This is a genomic window from Streptosporangium sp. NPDC023825 (genome assembly GCF_040639575.1).
Taxonomy (GTDB): domain Bacteria; phylum Actinomycetota; class Actinomycetes; order Streptosporangiales; family Streptosporangiaceae; genus Streptosporangium.
Window position 1 is genome coordinate 20809 of the sequence record NZ_JBFAAE010000001.1, and the last position, 16827, is coordinate 37635.

Genomic DNA, 16827 nt, shown 5'->3' on the forward strand with positions numbered 1-16827 from the left:
CGCACCCGTTTCCGCGCCCGCCCCCGGCCCTGCCTCCGCACCCCTTTCCACGCCTGCCCCCGGCCCTGCCTCCGCACCCCTTTCCACGCCTGCCCGCGGCACGCGGACGGCCTCCGCCGATGGGTAGGGTCACCGTCAAGCGCCGGGTCCTGCGGCTGCGGGAGGCCGCGGCCGCCCACCGGGTCGACGTGCTGGCGGCCGAGGAACCGCTGGAGATCCGGCTCGACGGGCGGCCGCTCACGATCACCATGCGCACGCCGGGCGACGACTTCGACCTGGCGGCGGGCTTCCTGGTGAGCGAGGGGGTGGTCACCTCCGCCGAGGAGGTCACCGCGATCCGCTACTGCGCGGGCGCCACCGCCGACGGCGCCAACACCTACAACGTGCTCGACGTCAGGCTGGCCGCGGGCACCTCCCCGCCGGCGACCTCCCTGGAGCGCAACTTCTACACCACCTCCTCGTGCGGGGTGTGCGGCAAGGCCTCGCTCGACGCGGTACGCACGGTCGCGAAATGGCGGGTGGACGGCGATCCCGCGCCGGTGACGGCCGAGGTGATCGCGGCGCTGCCCGACCGGCTCCGCGCGGCCCAGCGGGTGTTTGACCGGACCGGCGGGCTGCACGCCGCGGGCTTGTTCACGCTCGGCGGCGACGTGCTCTGCGTGCGCGAGGACGTGGGCCGGCACAACGCGGTGGACAAGCTGGTGGGCTGGGCGCTGCGCGACGGGCGCCTGCCGCTGGCCTCGACCGTGCTCATGGTGTCGGGACGCGCCTCCTTCGAGCTGGTCCAGAAGGCGGTGATGGCCGGCGTCCCGATCCTCGCCGCCGTCTCGGCCCCCTCCTCGCTGGCCGTGGAGCTGGCCGCCGAGACGGGGCTGACACTCATCGGGTTCGTCAGGGGCAGCTCGATGAACGTCTACACCGGGGAAGGACGCGTCGACCTGGTCCCCGGCTGAGCCCAGATCCTCTCCGCCGGGCCGGAATCACCGCGTTCACCCCCCACCGACCGCCGAGGCCGGAGAGCGGCGGCTCCCCGGCCCGGCGACGAGAGCCCGGCCCGCGATACTCGCCCCCTTCGCCGGCCGGGCTCTCTGACGCCCGCCGTCCGGAGGCCCTCCGATTCCCGATCGCGGGCATCGCCCCCGATTCCCGACCGCAGGCATCGCCCCGGTTCCCGACCGCAGGCATCGCCCCGATTCCCGACCGCAGGCATCGCCCCGGTTCCCGACCGCAGGCATCGCCCCGGTTCCCGACCGCAGGCATCGCCCCGGTTCCCGGCTGCGGGCATCGCGCGAGGCCCGGTTTTGACAACCATTTTCATTTACGCGCATACTAGCTAGCATGATGTCCGAGTCCTCCCGACGTATCCGTATACGTAATGCCAGCCTGGCCGCATCCGCCATCCTTCTCGCCGCCGTCACCGCCTGCGGCACCGAGGCCGGCTCGGCCACCGGCTCATCCGGGGGGGCCTCGAGCGTTTCCGCGGACGGTAAACCCGCCGTCACCGCGGCCATGTATCCCCTGCAGTGGCTCGCCGGGCGGGTGGGCGGTCCCGACGCGACCGTCACCGGCCTGACCAAGCCCGGCGTCGAGCCTCACGACCTGGAGCTGTCCCCGCTCCAGGTGGCCGGGCTGGAGAAGACGGGACTCGTCGTCTACATCAAGGGCGTCCAGCCCGCGGTGGACGAGGCCGTCGAGCAGCACGCCGCCGACCGGGCCTTCGACGCGGCCACCTTGGTCACCCCCCTTCCCGCGGTCGCGGAGGAGGAGGACCACGGCGAGGAGGGACACGACCACGAGGAGACCGGCCACGACCCCCACCTCTGGCTCGACCCGGCCCGCTTCGCGACGGTCGCCACCAAGCTCGGCGAGAGGCTGGCCACCGCCGACCCCGCGCACGCGCAGGGTTACCGGGACCGCGCCGCCGCCACCGCCGCCGACCTCACCGCCCTGGACCGGGAGCTGGCCAAGGGCCTGGCCGGCTGTTCCTCGGACGCGATCGTCACCAGCCACGCCGCGTTCGGCTATCTCGCCGACCGCTACAAGCTGCACCAGATCGGTATCAGCGGTCTCGATCCCGACGGCGAGCCCTCTCCCGCGCGCCTCGCTGAAGTGGCAAAAGTGGCCAAGCAGGAGAAAGTAACTACGATTTTCACCGAAACCCTCGTCAGCCCGAAGGTCGGCGAGATTCTCGCCCAGGAGGTCGGTGCGAAGACCGCGGTCCTCGATCCGGTGGAAAGCCAGCCGTCGAACGGCGACTACCTGTCCGCCATGCGCCAGAACCTCTCCACACTCCAGGCAGCGCTCGGCTGCTCGTAAAGGCCACACGTGACATCCAGCAAAACGGTTTTCACCATGAACGGCGGCCAGGTCGACCTGGACCGCCGTCCGGTGCTTCGCGGGATCGACCTGTCCGTCGAGCCCGGTGAGGCGGTGGCGGTGCTCGGCGCGAACGGATCGGGAAAGTCCACCCTCATCCGCGCCCTGCTCGGCCTCATCCCCCTCTCCGGCGGCGAGACCCTCCTGTACGGCAGACCGCCCGCCCGGTTCCGCGAATGGTGGCGCATCGGCTACGTACCCCAGCGGCTCTCGGTGGGCGGGGGTGTGCCGACCACGATCCGCGAGGTCGTCGCCTCCGGCAGGATCGCGAGGCAGCGCCGGCTGCGCCCGACCGGCGCGGCCGACCGTGAGGCGACCGGCAGGGCCCTGGCGGCCGTCGGCCTGGCCCACCGCGCCTCCGACCCGGTGCAGGCGCTGTCCGGCGGGCAGCAGCAGCGGGTGCTGATCGCCCGTGCCCTCGCCGGGGAGCCCGACACCTTCGTCATGGACGAGCCCACGGCGGGCGTCGACTCCGAGAGCCAGCTGCTTCTCGCGGAGACCCTGTCCACGCTCGTCGCGCAGGGCAAGACGGTCCTGCTGGTCGCGCACGAGCTCGGCCCGCTGGAGCCCCTGATCACCCGGGCGGTGGTCCTGCGGGACGGGTACGTGTGCCACGACGGCCCGCCACCCCAGGCGGTCGGCACGCACGCGCTGCCCGGCCACGACCACGTGCACCCGCACGCCGAGGAGGAGCCCGTGAGCCCGCTCGACTGGAGGCCCGCCTCGTGATCGAGCTTCTGCAGTTCGACTTCATGCAGCGGGCGCTGATCGCCGCCCTCCTGGTCGGCCTGGCCGCCCCCGCCATCGGCACGTTCATGGTCCAGCGCCGCCTGGCCCTGCTGGGCGACGGCATCGGGCACGTCGCGCTGACCGGCGTGGCCCTGGGCTTCCTGACCGGAACGGCCCCTGTGCTGACGGCCGTGGTGGTCTCGATACTGGGCGCCGTGGCCATAGAGCTGGTCCGCGAGCGCGGCAGGACCAGCGGGGACGTGGCGCTCGCCCTGCTGTTCTACGGCGGCATCGCCGGAGGGGTGCTGCTCATCTCGCTGACTCCCGGGGGGAGCAACGCCACGCTGATGTCCTACCTGTTCGGCTCGATCAGCAGCGTCGCCGTCGAGGACGTGTGGGTGATCGGCCTGCTGGCGGTGGCGGTGCTCGGCGTGGTGACCGTCTTCGGGCGGGAACTCTACGTACTGTGCCAGGACGAGGAGGTCGCCAAGGCCAGCGGCCTGCCGGTCCGCTTCCTCAGCCTGCTGATCGCCGTGACCGCCGCGCTGACCGTGGTCATCGCCATGCGCGTCGTAGGATTGCTTCTGGTGAGCGCTTTGATGGTGGTGCCGGTGGCGACCAGCCAGCAGCTCACCCGGGGGTTCGTGAGCACGATGTTCCTTTCCATGCTGTTCGGGATGATCTCCACGGTCGGCGGCCTGACCTCCTCCTTCTACATCGAGGTCCCGCCGGGCGCGATCATCGTCATCGTCGCTCTCGCGGGGTTCGTCCTCGCCCTCGGGCTCGGTAGATTCGTACGTCGAAGCCGACCTCAGGAGTCCAGCCCATGAGCAACAGGCGTGACGCCGTCCACGCGATCCTCCGCCAGAGCGAGGGGTTCCGCAGCGCGCAGGACGTCTACGCGGAGATGCGCGCGGAAGGCGCCAAGATCGGACTGACCACCGTCTACCGGGCGCTCCAGGCACTCGCCGACACCGGTCACGTCGACGTGCTGCGCACCGACGACGGCGAGTCGGTCTACCGGGCGTGCGCCAGCGGCGACCACCACCACCACCTGGTCTGCCGCAGGTGCGGCCGTACGGTGGAGGTGGCCGGGCCCGCGGTGGAGCGCTGGGCCGAGACCGTCGGTTCCGAGCACGGCTTCACCGAGATCACCCACACGGTGGAGATCTTCGGAACCTGCGGCTCCTGCGCCACCGCCGCCAAGCCGCTCCGCACGCCGAGCCGCGCCTGAGCGGACGTCCCGGCGCGACGGGGCACACGTACGAGAAGGCGGCGGGGCACGGGTACGAGAAGACTGTTTTCAGGACGCGGCCCGCACATCACGGCCCACCAGGGCATGCTTCGCGAAAAGCCTTGCCGCACGGGGCGCGCCGCGGTGACGGGCGCCCGGGAGGGGGCGCCGGAGGTCCACGGGAGAGATACGCTTCCGACACGGCGAGCCGCCGTACGCGCCTCCACGTTGCAATCGCCTCCTACAGGAGTCAACATGCCATTCGGACATGACATGGTGCACTCACTCGCCACCGCGGTCGACCTGGTCAACACCTCCCCTTCCACCGGAGGCGAGGACACCCTGACCGACCTGCCGAAACTCGGCGACTTCGTGGCGCGCTGGGAGGTCAGCGGGATCGGCGAGCTGAACGCCGCCGACCTGACCCAGGTGCGCGCGCTGCGCGAGGCCTTCCACAAGGTCTTCACCGCCCCGGACCAGCCCACCGCGGTCATCCGGCTGAACACCCTCCTGAGCGGGACCCGCATCACCCCGCGCCTGGCGGAGCACGACGGCCACCCCCTGCACGTCCACTACTTCGCGCCGGACGCCTCGCTCCACGAGCACCTCGCGGCCGACATCGGGGTCGCCCTGGCCCACCTGCTCGTCGAGGGCGAGTGGGAGCGCCTGCGCACCTGCTCGGCGCCCGACTGCGACCACGTCTTCGTGGACGAGTCGCGCAACCGCTCGCGGGTCTACTGCGACAGCCGCACCTGCGGGAACCGGATGCACGTCGCCGCCTACCGCGCCCGGCGCCGAGCCTGACGTCACTCTCCGCTAATACCTATTGACCAAGTAGGTAATGCGGGTAGGTTGTGACGTGACGTCGCCTACCCCCGAGGAGAACCCATGAGCGTCACCGACGAGCTGCTCGCCAACGCCGAGCGTTACGCGGAGACCTTCGGCAAGGGCCATCTGCCCCTGCCGCCCGCGCGCGGGGTGGCCGTGCTGGCCTGCATGGACGCCCGCCTCAATCCGTACGGCCTGCTCGGGCTCTCGGAGGGCGACGCGCACGTCATCCGCAACGCGGGCGGCGTGGTGACCGCCGACGAGCGGCGCAGCCTGGCCATCAGCCAGCGCCTGCTCGGCACCAGGGAGATCATCCTCATCCACCACACCGACTGCGGCATGCTCACCTTCACCGACGACGACTTCAAGCGGCAGATCCAGGCCGAGGTCGGGATCAAGCCCGACTGGGCGGCCGAGGCCTTCACCGACCTCGACGAGGACGTCGTCCAGTCCCTCTACCGGATCAGGAACGACCCCTTCATCCCGTACACCGACTCGGTGCGCGGCTTCGTCTACGAGGTGGAGACCGGCCGCCTGCGCGAGGTCAAGGCCTGAGCCGGGGCGCCACGGAGACGCCGGGGCACCACGGAGACGCGGAGGGGCGCGACCCCGGCCCCCGCCCGGGAACCGCGGGTCACGGAGCGCCGAAGTCGCCGTGGCGACCGGCTCCCGCGGCGAAGCGGGACGCGCCGGCCACCGCGCCGGGCAGGGCGTTCAGGCCGTGGCGCAACTCCCCCGCCATGGCCTCCCGCTCGGGAAGCCCCTCCTGCTCCAGCACCGACATGCGGTCGCCGCGCATGCACTCCTGGGGAAAGCGCGCGATGGAGGCGGCCAGGTTCTCGGCGGCGGCGCGCGAGGTGCCGGCCGGCACCACCCGGTTGACCAGCCCCATGCCGAGGGCCTCCGCGGCGGCCACCGGACGGCCGGTGAGAATCATGTCCATCGCCCGTCCCGTCCCGACCAGCCGCGGCAGCCGGACGGTGCCGCCGTCGATCAGCGGGACGCCCCAGCGGCGGCAGAAGACCCCGAACACCGCGTCCTCCTCGGCCACCCGCAGGTCACACCAGAGGGCCAGCTCCAGCCCTCCGGCGACCGCGTGCCCGGCGACGGCCGCGATCACGGGCTTGCCGAGCCGCATCCGGGTGGGCCCCATCGGCCCGTCGCCTTCGGGGTCCACCCGGTTGGCGCGGCCCTCGGCGACGGCCTTGAGATCGGCTCCCGCGCAGAACGTGCCCCCCTCGCCCCACAGCACGGCCACCGCCGCGCCGGAGTCGGCGTCGAAGTCGCGGAAGGCGTCGGCGAGCGCCCGGGCCGTGGGGCCGTCGACGGCGTTGCGGACCTCGGGCCTGGAGAGCACGACGGTGGTGACGGGCCCGTCGCGTTCGATCCTGACAGTCATCCGGGGGCACCTCTCAGCGAGTCGGCGTCACCCGGAACATAACTCATTCCGCCGCGACACCCGGGACACCCGAGGCGTCCCGGGCGGAGGGGACCGCGTTCGGCACCGCTCCCCCGTATCTCCGGTCGCGCTTGGCGTACGTCTCGCAGGCCTCCCACAGATCGCGGCGGTCGAAGTCGGGCCAGAGACGGTTGAGGAAGACCATCTCGGCGTACGCCGTCTGCCAGATCAGGAAGTTGGAGATACGCTGCTCGCCGGAGGACCGCACGAACAGGTCGACGTCGGGGATCTGCGGCTCGTCCAGGTATCGGGCGAAGGTCTCCTCCTTGACCCGGCCCGGCTTCACCCGCCCGTCGGCGATGTCCTGCGCCAGGCGCAGGGCGGCGTCCACGATCTCGGCGCGGCCGCCGTAGTTGACGCAGAACTGCAGGGTGAGCGTGGAGTTGCCCTCGGTCATCTCCTCGGCGTCGCGCAGCTCCTGGATGACGCTCCGCCACAGCCGGCCGGGACGGCCCGCCCAGCGGACCCGCACGCCCATCGCGTGGAGCTGGTCCCTGCGGCGGCGGATGACGTCGCGGTTGAAACCCATCAGGAAGCGGACCTCGTCGGGGGAGCGCTTCCAGTTCTCCGTGGAGAAGGCGTAGGCCGACAGGTAGGGGATGCCGAGCTCGATCGCGCCCTCGATCACGTCGAAGAGCGACGCCTCGCCCGCCTTGTGCCCCTCGGTGCGGGGCAGGCCGCGCTGCTTGGCCCACCTCCCGTTGCCGTCCATCACGATCGCCACGTGCCGGGGCACGAGGTCGCGCGGGATCGGGGGCGGGGTGGCGCCGGAGGGATGCGGGACGGGTGGGCGGACGTTCACGTGGCGAGCTCCCTTTCTACGTGTCGAAGAGAGCGTATGCCGTGTTCCAGGTGCCACTGGAGGTAGGCCGCGACCAGGCCGCTGCACTCGGCGCGGTGCCGGGCGACGGAGGCGTCCGCGGTGAGCCAGTCGCCCTTGAGCAGCGCCACCATCAGGGCGAGGGTCTCCCCCTCGGGCACCGCCGCGCCCGCGGGACGGCAGCTCCCGCACACCACGCCCCCGGCCACGATGGCGAAGGCCCGCACCGAGACGGCCTTGCACCGGGCGCAGGCCTCCAGGGCCGGGGCGTACCCGGCGACGGCGAGGGAGCGCAGGAAGTAGGCGTCCAGGACGAGCCTCGCCTCGTGCTCACCCGCACCGAGCGTGCGCAGGCCGCCGACGAGAAGCAGGAACTGGCGCAGCGCGGGCTCCTTCTCCCCCATGACCAGGCGGTCGGCGGTCTCCAGCATCGCGGTGCCCGCCGTGTAGCGCGGGTAGTCGGAGACGAGCGGCTCGCCGTACGGCCGGATGGTCTCGGCCTGGGTGATCATGTCGAGCGTGCGGCCGGTGTGGAGCTGGAGGTCGACGTGGGTGAACGGCTCGAGCCTGCCCCCAAATCGTGATGTTGTCCGCCGGACCCCCTTGGCGACGGCCCGGATCTTGCCCATCCGCCGGGTCAGGACGGTGACGATGCGATCGGCCTCGCCCAGCTTGTGGGTGCGCAGCACGATGCCGTCGTCACGGTACAGACTCACCCGCACAGTGTAGTGGGACCGTTCACTTGGCAGAGGTGGAACCATGATCAAACGACACGGATAGATCACCGGTGCGTGTTGTTCACCCAAAACTCACTAAACTTTGGCCTCTGGCGAAATGCCGCCCCCGGTTACACCGCCCCAACACCCGTCTCCGCACGAAAGGGTGCCATGCCCCGCGTGGTCCTGCTGGGCTCATCGCCCGGCCCCGATGCCGCTCCCGGCCAGGCGACGCCCGCCGCGTTGACCCTGCCCGCGCTTCCCGGCTGCCCCACGGTGATCGGCAAGCTGCACGGCCAGCTCGCCTCACTCGACCCCCAGCCGGTGACGATCGTCCGCTCGGGCGACGCCGCCGCCCACCGGGGCTTCCCCGGGAGCCTGGTCGAGACCTCCGACCTGGCCGGCGACCTGCGCGCCGTGGCCGACGCGGTCGAGGGCGCCACCGAGAACCTGCTCTTCCTGCCGACCAACTCGCTGATCCACGACGAGCTGATCTACCAGATCACCAAGTCGAAGCGCGGAGCCCTCGCGCTGATCACCAAGGAGCCGCGGGAGGAGGACGAGAACGGCGACGTCATCGTCCCCGACGTCCCGATCGACGAGGCCCTGCCGGAGATCGGCGACCGGAGGCTGGAGGGCCTGCCCGTCCGGGTGCGCGCCCGCAAGTCCCGGGTCATCTCGGTGGGCTCGGCCTTCCACGGGGTGACCAGGCCCAACTCGGTCCTGCTCGGCCCGCTGCACCTGCACCACAAGCACGCGCCCGTCCTCGCCGAGGCCGCCCGCGAGCTGGCCGACATGGCCCACCTGCTGGGTCCCGACGACGACCTGGTCCAGCTGCTGGTCCTGGGCCTGGTGCGCAAGGGCGTCTCCGTCGGCATCCGCGGCCGCCGCGACCTGTTCTTCCGCCGGGTGTCCTCTCCCGAGCAGGCCGCCGAGGCGCTCGCCGAGATGTCCACGTTCAACGAGGACAAGGCGCGGCTGAACAACGCGGTGAAGGGCGCCGACGGCTTCTTCACCACGTACTTCGTCAGCACCTACTCCAGGTTCATCGCCCGCTGGGCGGCCAGGCGGGGGCTCACCCCCAACCAGGTCACGCTGATCTCGATCGCGCTGGGCGTGGCGGCGGCGCTGTGCTTCGCCACCGGCGAGCGGGCCGGGATGGTCGCGGGCGGCGTGCTGATCTACTTCGCTTTCGTCTTCGACTGCGTGGACGGCCAGGTCGCGCGGTACGCCCGCAAGTTCGGCGTGCTGGGGGCGTGGCTGGACGCCACGTTCGACCGGTTCAAGGAGTACGTGGTCTTCGCGGGCCTGGCGGTCGGCGCGGCGGTCTCCGGCGTGGGCGACGTCTGGACGCTGGCGCTGATCGCGCTCGGCGTGCAGTCCATCAAGCACCTCCTCGACTTCTCCTACGGCGCGGCGAACCGGCGCAAGCCCCCGTCGCCGCTGCCCTCGGTGCCGCTGTCGGTCAGCGCCGACACCGGCCTGCGCCAGGCGCTCGAGCAGCGCAAGAACGCCACGACCAGCGGGATCCGCAGCCTGCTGAAGATGTGGGGCAGGGCCGGCAGGTACCGGACCGTGCACTGGGCCCGCAAGATGATCGTGTTCCCCATCGGTGAGCGCTTCGCCGCCATCGCGATCGTCAGCGCCCTTTTCGACGCCAGGATCACCTTCCTGACACTGATCATCTGGGGCGGCATCGGGGCCGCCTACTCGCTCACCGGACGCCTGATGAGGTCTCTCGCATGATCACCCAGCCGCAGACCGTCCCCGCTCCGGACCCGTACGAGGAGCGGCTGCGCGTGCAGACCGCCCGGCTGCTCGCCTACCGCGACGACGGCCCGCTGGTCACGCTGCTGCGCGGCAAGGTCGGGCCGGGCCTGCCCCCGGTGCCCGCCTCGCTCGCCGCGCTGCTGGCGATCATCGCGATGGCCGTGACCGGGATGCTGGTGGACGGGCCGATCCTGCTCGTCCCGGTGCTGGTCATGATCGTCCTGGTGCTGCCCACCGCGGCCCGCGACCACCTCGGCAAGCTCGACTGGCTGGCGCCGCCGCTGATCCGGGCGGCCGAGTTCCTCACGATCATCCTGATCGGCCTGGCGGCCGACGCGCCCAAGTGGCTGCTGTACGTGCTGATCTACGTGATCGGCTACCACACCTACGACACGGTGTACCGGACGCGGCAGAGCATCTGGCCGGCCCCCTGGGTGTTCCAGGCCGGGCTGGGCTGGGAGCTCCGGCTGCTGCTGGTCGGCGCCGGTGCCGCGCTGGGCGTGCTGACGTGGGTGCTGGCCGCGCTCACGCTCTACCTCGGCGTGCTGTTCGCGGTCGAGAGCGTGACGAGCTGGGTCGGCCTGGACAAGCAGACGGCGAACGCCGCCCAGGCGAGCGACGACCTGGAGACCTCCCCCGAGGAGGCCCAGGAACAGGCCACCGGCGAAGCCGACCAGACCTGACCCGACACCTCCCCTCCAGGAGGTCCGGGAACAGGCCACCGGAGAAGCCGGCCAGACCTGAACCTCACGAACGGCGAATGCCGCCGGACAGATCATCTGTCCGGCGGCATTCGCGTGTCCGGGCCGCGCGCCACCGCCGCCCCTCGCGAACCCGCGCCGATCCAGGCGGTATACAGGTCTGCGTGGAACTGGACAGGCTGGATCGCGACATCATCGGGGCGCTCGTCGAGGACGCCCGCGCCACGTACGCGGAGATCGGGCAGCGGGTGGGCCTGTCGGCGTCGGCGGTGAAACGCCGGGTGGACCGGCTGCGCGAGACCGGCGCCATCACCGGGTTCACCGCCCGGGTGGAGCCCGCGGCGCTCGGCTGGACCACCGAGGCCTACGTGGAGCTGTTCTGCGCGGGCAAGACCTCTCCGTCGGAGATCGGGGTGGCCGTCGGCCGCCATCCCGAGGTCGTCTCGGCGTGCACCATCACCGGCGAGGCCGACGCGCTGCTGCACATCAGGGCCACCGACGTGCGGCACGTGGAGAGGGTGATCGAGCGCATCGCCGCGGAGCCGTTCGTGGTGCGGACCAAGAGCTCCATCGTGCTCTCCCGCCTGATCGAGGCCCCCCTGGTCACCTCGCGCAGCGAGCCGTTCATCGCCCCGCACAACGAATCGACGTTTCTAGTGTGAAACACGCAAGAAACCCGCGTCAGCACGCAAACGCAGCCCCTTGGCCTGCGAGAACGCTGTTCCTAGGCTGATGGCACCGCCGTCGAGACCGTGACGGCGGCTGTCACCACGACCTTTAGCTGCGGGGTTATCCATGACGAGGCACTACCTGATGTGTCGGCCCGACCACTTCGCGGTCGAGTACGCGATCAACCCGTGGATGCATCCCGAGTCCGGCGCCGACCGCGAGGTGGCGATCAGGCAGTGGGAGACCCTCAGGAGCGCCTACGAGGAGCTCGGGCACCGCGTCAGCCTCATCGACCCGGTGGAGGGCCTGCCGGACATGGTCTTCGCCGCCAACGGCGCGCTGGTCGTGGACGGCCGCGTGTACGGCGCGCGGTTCACCCACCCGCAGCGCGCGGCCGAGGGACCCGCGTACCTGAAGTGGTTCGTCGACAACGGCTACGACCGGGTCCACGAAGCGGCCTTCACCAACGAGGGCGAGGGCGACTTCCTCACGCTCGACCACCTGGTGCTGGCCGGGACCGGGTTCCGCACCGACATCACCGCGCACAAGGAGGCCCAGGAGTTCCTCGGCCGCCCGGTGGTGACGCTGCAGCTGGTGGACCCCCGGTTCTACCACCTGGACACCGCGCTCTTCCCGCTAAACGGACATAACGTGGCATACTTCCCAGAGGCCTTCTCGCCGGGGAGCCAGGAGGTGCTCCGCGTCCTCTTCCCCGAAGCCGTCGTCGCGAGCGAGGACGACGCGGCCGTGCTGGGCCTCAACGCCGTGAGCGACGGCGTCAACGTGGTGATCAACGCCGAGGCCGCCGACCTGCAGCTCGAACTCAAGCGCCGCGGCTTCGAGGTCATCCCGGTGGACCTGTCGGAGCTGCGCAAGGCCGGCGGCGGCCCCAAGTGCTGCACGCTGGAGATCCGGGGACGGCGCGCGGCATGAGGACCAGGGACCAGGCGAACCAGGGAGGGGCGGACATCGGATGACCGGCACCGAAGACTTCATCGAGCTGAGCGAGCGCCGCAGCGCGCACAACTACCACCCCCTGCCCGTCGTGATCCGCGAGGCGCAGGGCGCCTGGGTCGTCGACGTGGAGGGCAGGCGTTTCCTCGACTGCTTGTCCGGCTACTCCTCCCTGAACTTCGGGCACGGCAACCCGAAGATCATCGCAGCGGCCCAGGAGCAGCTGTCGCGGCTCACCCTGACCAGCCGCGCCTTCTTCCACGACCAGTTCGCCACCTTCGCCGCCGGGCTGGGCGACCTCACCGGCAAGGACATGGTCCTGCCGATGAACACCGGCGCCGAGGCCGTGGAGACCGCGATCAAGGTGGCCCGCAAGTGGGGCTACGAGGTCAAGGGCGTGGCCGCCGAGCAGGCCAACATCATCGTGATGGAGGACAACTTCCACGGCCGGACCACCACGATCGTCGGCTTCTCCACCGACCCCGACGCCCGCGGCGGCTTCGGCCCGTACACCCCCGGTTTCAGGATCGTTAAGTACGGCTCCGTCGAGGCGATCCGCGAGGCCGTCGACGCCAACACGGTCGCGGTGCTGCTGGAGCCCATCCAGGGCGAGGCCGGGGTGCTGGTGCCGCCGGACGGCTACCTCACCCAGGTCCGCGAGCTGTGCACCGCGGAGAACATCCTGATGATCGCCGACGAGATCCAGTCGGGTCTCGGCCGCACCGGCGAGACCTTCGCCTGCGACCACGAGGGCGTCGTCCCCGACGTCTACGTGCTGGGCAAGGCCCTGGGCGGCGGCGTCGTCCCGGTCTCGGCGATCACCGCGAACGAGGACGTGCTCGGCGTGATCAGGCCGGGCCAGCACGGCTCGACCTTCGGCGGCAACCCGCTCGCCTGCGCGGTCGCCAACGCGGTCATCGAGCTGCTCGGCACCGGCGAGTACCAGGCGCGGGCCAGGGAGCTCGGCGGGGTCATGCACGAGAGGCTGCGCGGGCTGATCGGCCAGGGTGTGATCACCGTGCGCGGGCGCGGCCTGTGGGCGGGGGTCGACATCGACCCGTCGCTGGCGAGCGGGCGGGAGGTCTCCAAGGCGCTCATGGCCCACGGCGTCCTGGCCAAGGACACGCACGGCTCGACCATCCGCCTCGCCCCGCCGATCGTCGTCTCCGAGGAGGATCTCCTGTGGGCGGTCGACCAGCTCGGCGCGGTCCTGGCGGAACTCGCGCGGTGACCCCTCCGGTGCGGCCCGCGCCCCGGAGGGAACGCGCCGCACCGGAGCCCCGGGGTCTCTAGCGGACGGAGGAGTCCTCCTCCAGCTCCACGACGGTGATCTCCGAGACCTCGGTGCCCGTGGCGGTGTCCCAGCGCACCGAGGTGGGGGCGGTGTCCAGGGAGAGGATCGCCACCGCGTTGGAGAACCACGGGCCGTTGGTGATCCGCCACTTGAACGGCGGCTTGGGGATCTTGGCCGCGCGGGAGAGCGAGCGGCCGATCAGGCTGGCGATGCCGAACTGGGCGACGATGTTGGCCAGGCGGAGGGTGCGGCTCAGCGGGTTGCGGATCGGGGAACAGACCAGCTGGTAGATGGGAAGCCCTCGGGCCTTGGCCACGTAGGAGTAGTGCACGTCGCCGGAAAGCACGATCACCGGCTTTCCCAGCCCCATCAGCAGCTTGGACAGGTCCTCGAACGAGCGGCGGAAGGCCGCCCAGTGCTCCAGGTCGACGGCCTGGCGCAGGATCTCCGACCAGCGGGCCACGGTCTTGCCCCAGGCGCCCTGGGCCAGGGCCTCGTTCCAGTTCTGGATGTGGTGGATGCCCGCCGGGAGCAGGAACGGCACCGAGGAGCCGATCACGAAGCGCTTCGCGCCGTCCCTGCTGAGCTGCTCGGTGAGCCACTCCCACTCCACCGGATCGATCATGCGCCGGTCCCTGGGGTCGAGCTGGCGGGAGCAGCGGGAGTCGAGCATGATCAGACGGGTGTCACCGAGGTCGCGGGCGTAGCTCCACCGGCTGTCGGCGGGGACGTCGTAGGCGTGCTCGGCGAAGACGTCGAGGGCCTCGGCGCCGTCCCCCTCGGCCGCGCACACCTTGCTGAGCACCTCGTCACAGGCGCGTTCCGCCGGCGACATGTTGCCCAGGTGCTGGTAGACCCAGTAGGCGCCGATCCCGGAGACCACCCGGTGCCGCCACCAGGGGACGTCCTCCATCGCCGTACGCCAGGAGATGGAGGTGTTGAAGTCGTCGCGCAGGTCGTGATCGTCGAAGATCATCGCGGTGGGCACGGTGGAGAGGAGCCAGCGGATCTCCGGGTCGGTCCACGCCAGGCGGTACAGCTCGGCGTACTCCTCGAAGTCGGCGATCTCCTTCTTCGGGTCGGTGTCCCTGCGGCTCGCGATGAACTCCAGCATCTCGGCGGACGGCTCGTCGGCGTAGACCTGGTCGCCGAGGAGCAGCAGCAGATCGGGCCAGCGCTCGTCGGGCGCGTCCGGCAGGGTGCCGCCGTACGCGCGCAGCACGTCCACCCCGTGGGAGATCGTGTAGACGAGGTCGTGCGGCACGCTGGTCCGGCAGGAGCCGAACATGACGCGGTTCGGGCCGTCCGGGCCGAGCAGGCGGATGCGGCTCGGCGGCTGGTCGGGCAGTGGCCACACGGTCTCCCCGCCCAGGCGCACCTCGTAGGTCCCGCCGCTCTCCACGTCGACGATCGCGTAGTGGTGGCCGTGGACGGTGAACGTCCTGGCCTCCGAGCGCACGCCGCCGACCTCGACCGTCACCTCACACGGCTCGCTCGTCTCCACCCACACCGACGCGCTCGTCTCGTCGACATAACGCAGCATCGGCCCGACCACAAGTTCCGGCACGTTCATCCCCTCAGCCACTGCACAACGGCAAGAATCCATGACCGGAGACTGCCAAATCTGCGTGTTACCCCCAGATTGCCCAAGAGGACCGGCGGATAACAACGCACCTCCTGTTCGCGTGCTCGCGAACAGGCCCGGCGATCAGTCATCAGAACGAAACACGGTCCGTCCTTGGGGGCAAAAAACCGCACCTACTCTGATCGTGACCATGTGCCCCGAGTGGAGCAAGGGCGCTCCGCTCACCGTACGGAGGTTTGCCTTGACAACGCTCACGGTGCCGTCGACGACGCCGGCCGCCACCGCTCCGGTCAGCCCGGGCCGGCAGGCCCTCGACTCCGCGCTGTTCCGGCTCGGCCAGGCGGCCGACCGGCTGGACCTGGACGACAGCCTGCGCGCCATGCTCGCCACTCCCCGCCGCTCGCTCGCCGTCTCGGTCCCGGTCCGCCGCGAGGACGGCCGGATGGACGTCGTGCAGGGCTTCCGGGTTCAGCACAACACTACCCGGGGCCCGGCGAAGGGCGGCATCCGCTTCCACCCCCGCACCGACGTCCACGAGGTCACCGCCCTGGCCATGGGCATGACGTGGAAGTGCGCGCTGGCCGGCATCCCCTACGGGGGCGCCAAGGGCGGCGTCTCGGTGGACCCCGCCTCGCTGAGCGCCCGCGAGCTGGAACGGGTCACCCGGCGCTACGTCAACGAGGTCCTGCCGATCATCGGTCCCGAGAGGGACGTCCCGGCCCCCGACGTCGGGACCGACGAGCGGACCGTGGCCTGGATCATGGACACCTACTCGGTGAACGCGGGCTACCCGGTGCCCGGCGTGACGATCGGCGGTCCCGTGACCCCCGGCCGCGCGCCCGACCGGGCCGGGGCCACCTCTCGCGGCGTGCGGATCGCCACGCTCAGGGCCCTGGACGGCTCCCCCGAGGGCCGCACCGTCGCGATCCAGGGCTTCGGCAAGGTCGGCGCCCCGGCCGCGCGCTACCTCGCCGACGCGGGCTGCCTCGTGGTCGCCGTCTCCGACCGCACGGGGGCCGTGATCGACCGCTCCGGCCTGGACGTCGACGACCTGCGGGCGTGGTCGGAGGAGACCGGCGGCGTACGCGGCTACCGCCGGGCGGACGCGCTGTCGTGGGAGGAGCTGCTGGAGCTCGACGTGGACGTGCTGGTCCCCGCCGCGATGGAAGGGGCGATCACCGAGGAGAACGCCACCCGGATCAGGGCCGGCCTGGTCGTGGAGGGCGCCAGCTCCCCCACCACGCCCGGGGCGGACCGCGTCCTCGCCGACGCGGGCGTCACCGTGGTCCCCGACATCCTGGCCAACGCGGGCGGCGTGATCGTCTCCTACCTGGAGTGGCTGCAGCACATGCAGGCGCGCTCGTGGAGCGCGCGCGAGGTCGACGCGAGGCTCCGCGGCATCGTGGAGGACGCGTTCGACACGACCGCGACGGTCGCCGCCGAGCACGGGATCACCCTGCGCCAGGCGGCCCATCTGATCGGTGTCGGCCGGGTCGCCGAGGCCCACCGGGCACGCGGGCTGCACTCCTGAGGCCGTGATCGGTGCCGGCCGTGTCGCCGAGGCCCACCGGGCGCGGGCTGCACTCTGAGGCTGTGAGGGGGCGTGTCATAGGGCCTGACGAAGCCGTGGACCGGAGCGCGGCGCGGTCCCCGCGGGTCAGGGCGCCCCTGGGCTCCGACGCCGCCGGCCCC

The 16827-nt window shown here is 71.4% G+C and carries 17 protein-coding genes; 13 read left to right on the forward strand and 4 right to left on the reverse strand.

The window, feature by feature from the left end:
- Positions 1 to 119: 119 nt before the first annotated feature.
- From fdhD to AB0G15_RS00115, 7 genes are all read left to right on the forward strand, one after another.
- A complete protein-coding gene (fdhD, locus tag AB0G15_RS00085) occupies positions 120 to 953 on the forward strand; it encodes a formate dehydrogenase accessory sulfurtransferase FdhD (RefSeq protein ID WP_362834194.1) in 834 nt (277 codons plus the stop codon).
- 556 nt (positions 954 to 1509) lie between these two features.
- On the forward strand, positions 1510 to 2316 hold the full coding sequence (locus AB0G15_RS00090) for a metal ABC transporter substrate-binding protein (protein WP_362834195.1): 807 nt from the start codon (positions 1510 to 1512) through the stop codon (positions 2314 to 2316).
- 36 nt (positions 2317 to 2352) lie between these two features.
- Positions 2353 to 3105: a metal ABC transporter ATP-binding protein gene (locus tag AB0G15_RS00095; protein ID WP_362834464.1), complete on the forward strand. Its 753-nt coding sequence runs from the start codon at positions 2353 to 2355 to the stop codon at positions 3103 to 3105.
- Complete coding sequence (locus AB0G15_RS00100; RefSeq protein WP_362834196.1) at positions 3102 to 3935, forward strand: metal ABC transporter permease; 834 nt, start codon at positions 3102 to 3104, stop codon at positions 3933 to 3935. Before AB0G15_RS00095 ends, AB0G15_RS00100 begins: the two co-directional genes overlap by 4 nt.
- Complete coding sequence (locus tag AB0G15_RS00105; protein ID WP_362834197.1) at positions 3932 to 4339, forward strand: transcriptional repressor; 408 nt, start codon at positions 3932 to 3934, stop codon at positions 4337 to 4339. The genes AB0G15_RS00100 and AB0G15_RS00105 overlap by 4 nt, the downstream gene beginning before the upstream one ends.
- Before the next feature lie 255 nt (positions 4340 to 4594).
- On the forward strand, positions 4595 to 5143 hold the full coding sequence (locus AB0G15_RS00110; protein WP_362834198.1) for a CGNR zinc finger domain-containing protein: 549 nt from the start codon (positions 4595 to 4597) through the stop codon (positions 5141 to 5143).
- A gap of 84 nt (positions 5144 to 5227) precedes the next feature.
- Positions 5228 to 5722: a carbonic anhydrase gene (locus AB0G15_RS00115; protein ID WP_362834199.1), complete on the forward strand. Its 495-nt coding sequence runs from the start codon at positions 5228 to 5230 to the stop codon at positions 5720 to 5722.
- Positions 5723 to 5801: 79 nt separating this feature from the next.
- On the opposite strand, the gene AB0G15_RS00120 is transcribed toward AB0G15_RS00115, so the two are convergent.
- The 3 genes from AB0G15_RS00120 to recO are packed head-to-tail and all read right to left on the reverse strand — an operon-like array spanning position 5802 to position 8162.
- On the reverse strand, positions 5802 to 6566 hold the full coding sequence (locus tag AB0G15_RS00120) for a crotonase/enoyl-CoA hydratase family protein (RefSeq protein ID WP_362834200.1): 765 nt from the start codon (positions 6564 to 6566) through the stop codon (positions 5802 to 5804).
- Positions 6567 to 6609: 43 nt separating this feature from the next.
- A complete protein-coding gene (locus tag AB0G15_RS00125; RefSeq protein ID WP_362834201.1) occupies positions 6610 to 7428 on the reverse strand; it encodes an isoprenyl transferase in 819 nt (272 codons plus the stop codon).
- Positions 7425 to 8162 carry a DNA repair protein RecO gene (gene recO / locus AB0G15_RS00130; protein ID WP_362677251.1) on the reverse strand — a complete coding sequence of 246 codons (738 nt, stop codon included), beginning with the start codon at positions 8160 to 8162 and terminating at the stop codon, positions 7425 to 7427. The genes AB0G15_RS00125 and recO overlap by 4 nt, the downstream gene beginning before the upstream one ends.
- Before the next feature lie 171 nt (positions 8163 to 8333).
- On the opposite strand from recO, the gene AB0G15_RS00135 reads away from it, so the two are divergent.
- From AB0G15_RS00135 to rocD, 5 genes are all read left to right on the forward strand, one after another.
- Positions 8334 to 9908 carry a CDP-alcohol phosphatidyltransferase family protein gene (locus AB0G15_RS00135; protein ID WP_362834202.1) on the forward strand — a complete coding sequence of 525 codons (1575 nt, stop codon included), beginning with the start codon at positions 8334 to 8336 and terminating at the stop codon, positions 9906 to 9908.
- On the forward strand, positions 9905 to 10615 hold the full coding sequence (locus tag AB0G15_RS00140) for a DUF5941 domain-containing protein (RefSeq protein ID WP_362834203.1): 711 nt from the start codon (positions 9905 to 9907) through the stop codon (positions 10613 to 10615). The genes AB0G15_RS00135 and AB0G15_RS00140 overlap by 4 nt, the downstream gene beginning before the upstream one ends.
- A 182-nt stretch (positions 10616 to 10797) precedes the next feature.
- On the forward strand, positions 10798 to 11295 hold the full coding sequence (locus AB0G15_RS00145) for an Lrp/AsnC family transcriptional regulator (protein ID WP_362834204.1): 498 nt from the start codon (positions 10798 to 10800) through the stop codon (positions 11293 to 11295).
- Positions 11296 to 11428: 133 nt separating this feature from the next.
- Positions 11429 to 12235: a dimethylargininase gene (ddaH, locus tag AB0G15_RS00150; RefSeq protein ID WP_362834205.1), complete on the forward strand. Its 807-nt coding sequence runs from the start codon at positions 11429 to 11431 to the stop codon at positions 12233 to 12235.
- A 40-nt stretch (positions 12236 to 12275) separates the two neighbouring features.
- The gene (gene rocD, locus AB0G15_RS00155) at positions 12276 to 13487 is read left to right on the forward strand and encodes an ornithine--oxo-acid transaminase (RefSeq protein ID WP_362834206.1); all 1212 of its coding nucleotides are present in this window, start codon (positions 12276 to 12278) and stop codon (positions 13485 to 13487) included.
- Between the two features lie 58 nt (positions 13488 to 13545).
- Here rocD and AB0G15_RS00160 read toward each other — a convergent pair whose 3' ends face one another.
- Positions 13546 to 15117: an alkaline phosphatase D family protein gene (locus AB0G15_RS00160; RefSeq protein WP_362834207.1), complete on the reverse strand. Its 1572-nt coding sequence runs from the start codon at positions 15115 to 15117 to the stop codon at positions 13546 to 13548.
- A gap of 259 nt (positions 15118 to 15376) precedes the next feature.
- Between AB0G15_RS00160 and AB0G15_RS00165 the strand changes: the two genes are divergently transcribed.
- Complete coding sequence (locus AB0G15_RS00165) at positions 15377 to 16666, forward strand: Glu/Leu/Phe/Val dehydrogenase (protein WP_362834208.1); 1290 nt, start codon at positions 15377 to 15379, stop codon at positions 16664 to 16666.
- The last annotated feature ends 161 nt before the right edge of the window (positions 16667 to 16827 follow it).